The 2,004-nt window shown below is 69.3% G+C and carries 4 protein-coding genes; 2 read left to right on the top strand and 2 right to left on the bottom strand.

What is annotated here, in order from left to right; translation table 11 throughout:
• A partial coding sequence (locus VNN10_03900) for a M23 family metallopeptidase (protein HXH21149.1) occupies positions 1-347 on the top strand: 347 nt, incomplete at its 5' end.
• 3 nt (positions 348-350) lie between these two features.
• On the opposite strand, the gene VNN10_03895 is transcribed toward VNN10_03900, so the two are convergent.
• Positions 351-1,217 (bottom strand): hypothetical protein, encoded by an 867-nt coding sequence (locus VNN10_03895; GenBank protein HXH21148.1) that lies wholly within the window; start codon positions 1,215-1,217, stop codon positions 351-353.
• A gap of 83 nt (positions 1,218-1,300) precedes the next feature.
• Complete coding sequence (locus tag VNN10_03890; GenBank protein ID HXH21147.1) at positions 1,301-1,549, bottom strand: hypothetical protein; 249 nt, start codon at positions 1,547-1,549, stop codon at positions 1,301-1,303.
• A gap of 197 nt (positions 1,550-1,746) precedes the next feature.
• Here VNN10_03890 and VNN10_03885 point away from each other — a divergent pair, with 197 nt between their 5' ends.
• Entirely contained in the window at positions 1,747-1,980 is a 234-nt protein-coding gene (locus VNN10_03885; protein HXH21146.1) for a hypothetical protein, read from the top strand.
• Positions 1,981-2,004 lie beyond the last annotated feature (24 nt).

Raw genomic sequence — 2,004 nt, 5'->3', positions numbered from 1 at the left:
GGCCGGCCTCCGGGGAGATCACGAGCCACTATGGCCCCGGACACCCGCTGGGGATCGACATCGCCCAGGCGAGCGGCCCAATCCGAGCAGCGACGGACGGCGTCGTGTTCTTTGCCGGCGGGTCGCCTTGCTGTTCCTACGGGCGCTTCGTCGTGATCGACGGCCCGGACGGCATTCGCACTCTGTACGCACACTTCGAATCGATCGCCGTAAAAACGGGCGAGCGCGTCAAGGCCGGACAGGTCATCGGTGAAATCGGTTGCTCCGGGACGTGCTCCGGCCCGCACCTGCACTTCGAGGTGTTCGACCGGGGCGTGCGCCGCAACCCTCTGCTCTATCTGCCCTAGCCGTCAGCGGGGGAAGCCTGAGTACTGGTGCTTGCCGGGAATCGGGTCGCCGTGCCGGAGCACGCGAAGGTCGCAGACCTCACGAAAGGGCAGGCCGAAGTACTCGTGCACCTTCTGCTCCTCGATGAGGCTGACGAACCCGGCGCCGATGTCGGCGTGGGGCTGGCCGTGCAGGGTGTCGTAGGTGTAGGCCAGGCGCAGCCTGCCATCGTCGGGGGACGCGCGGGATGCGGGGGCGAGGAGCACGCGCGCGCGGAGAAGTCCGGAGCCGATCTCGATCCAGGAGGGCTCGCCCGTGACGTAGTCGTAGAGGATGGCGGACACGTGGCCTGCCTCGCGGCCGTCGGCGCAGACGACAGGCTTGCCGAGCCAGGCCGCGAGGCTCTGGAGGTCCCACTCGAATGCCGATTCCTCCGGCACGGAGGCCGCGGCAGGAGCCGCGCCGGCCGCCGCCTTCTTGGGCGAGACGACGTGGATCACGGGGAGGCCAAACTTGACTGCGGCGCGTCGCGGCAGGTCCCGGCGCAGCCAGCGCGACACGCCGAGCGGGAAGGTGCTGATCACGAGAGCATCGTAGGGGCCGCTGCGCCGAATTTCTGCTTCGATGGCCGTCAGGGGCGAGGCGTCGCCGACCACCGCATCACGGACCTTGAGGCCGGCCGCGACCATGGCATCGCGGCCGTCGAAGGCCTTTCGCCTCGCGATCTCGCGAGACTCACCCTCTTCCCAGACCAGCAGGTGGTCGACCGGCGTCGCCGGCACTACCAGCGTGAACTCGGAGCCTTCTTCACGGGCGGCAAGCTCCTTGAGCTTTGCAATGAGGGGCTCGCCCGCTGCCGTCTGGTGCGCTACGACGAGGTACCTGCTCATCACGTCCTCCCTCTCTTGCCGACAATGCCTGCTGTCCCAATAGAGCGCTGGCGCCGCCTCGGTGGCCCGGCGCTAGGGGTGCGTCAGGACGGAGCGATCGAAGGCCCGACGTCCGTCAGAAGCGCCTCGGCGGGCACATCACCCCCGGGCGCCTCGCGACCACGGCTCCGCAGGCGCTCAAGCAGGGCGGCCAGCAGCTGCTCGTCTCGCTTGTACTGCTGGCGCCAGTCGTAGTTCTCGGTCTTGTAGACGAGCTCGCGCAGGGCCGGCAAATAGCCGGACATCACGCGTTCGAGGAAGGAAGCTTCTTCTTCGCTAAGTTCGAGGTGCATAGGCGCCTCCCAACGTGAGGCGCACCGTGACGCTGGCTGCGTCCCGTCGTCTTAGTTGTATCTTATGCTATCGATACGCTTTGTCAATTAAATTCGACGCCCTGAGGATTCAGTCCCGCGGCGGGCGCATGAAGTAGTAGAACCCCCAACTGCCGCCCGCCGCGAGGGCGACCGCGCCTATGCCGAGGAGGAGCTGGGTGGGGCCCCTGGACGCCGGCCGGGTGGCGCCTCCGCCCGCGCTGCCGGACTGTCCTGCCTGCGGCCGCGAGGTCGCCACGGGCGCCCGCGACGAAGGCCGGACTGCCGTAGCCGCCGGCCGGACAGGCGTAGGCGCCGCCGCCGAGGCCGTGGCGGAAGGGGCCCGTGAAGGCGCGGCGCTTGGCGTCCCCGCCTGGCGCAGGGAAGGGGCGCTACTGGCGGTGCCCGGCTGAGGCGGGCGCGGCGTCGGCGTCGCC

This window comes from Dehalococcoidia bacterium (assembly GCA_035574915.1).
GTDB lineage: Bacteria > Chloroflexota > Dehalococcoidia > DSTF01 > WHTK01 > DATLYJ01.
The sequence above is the reverse complement of the archived record's forward strand: the minus strand, read 5'-3'. Positions and strand labels throughout refer to the sequence as shown.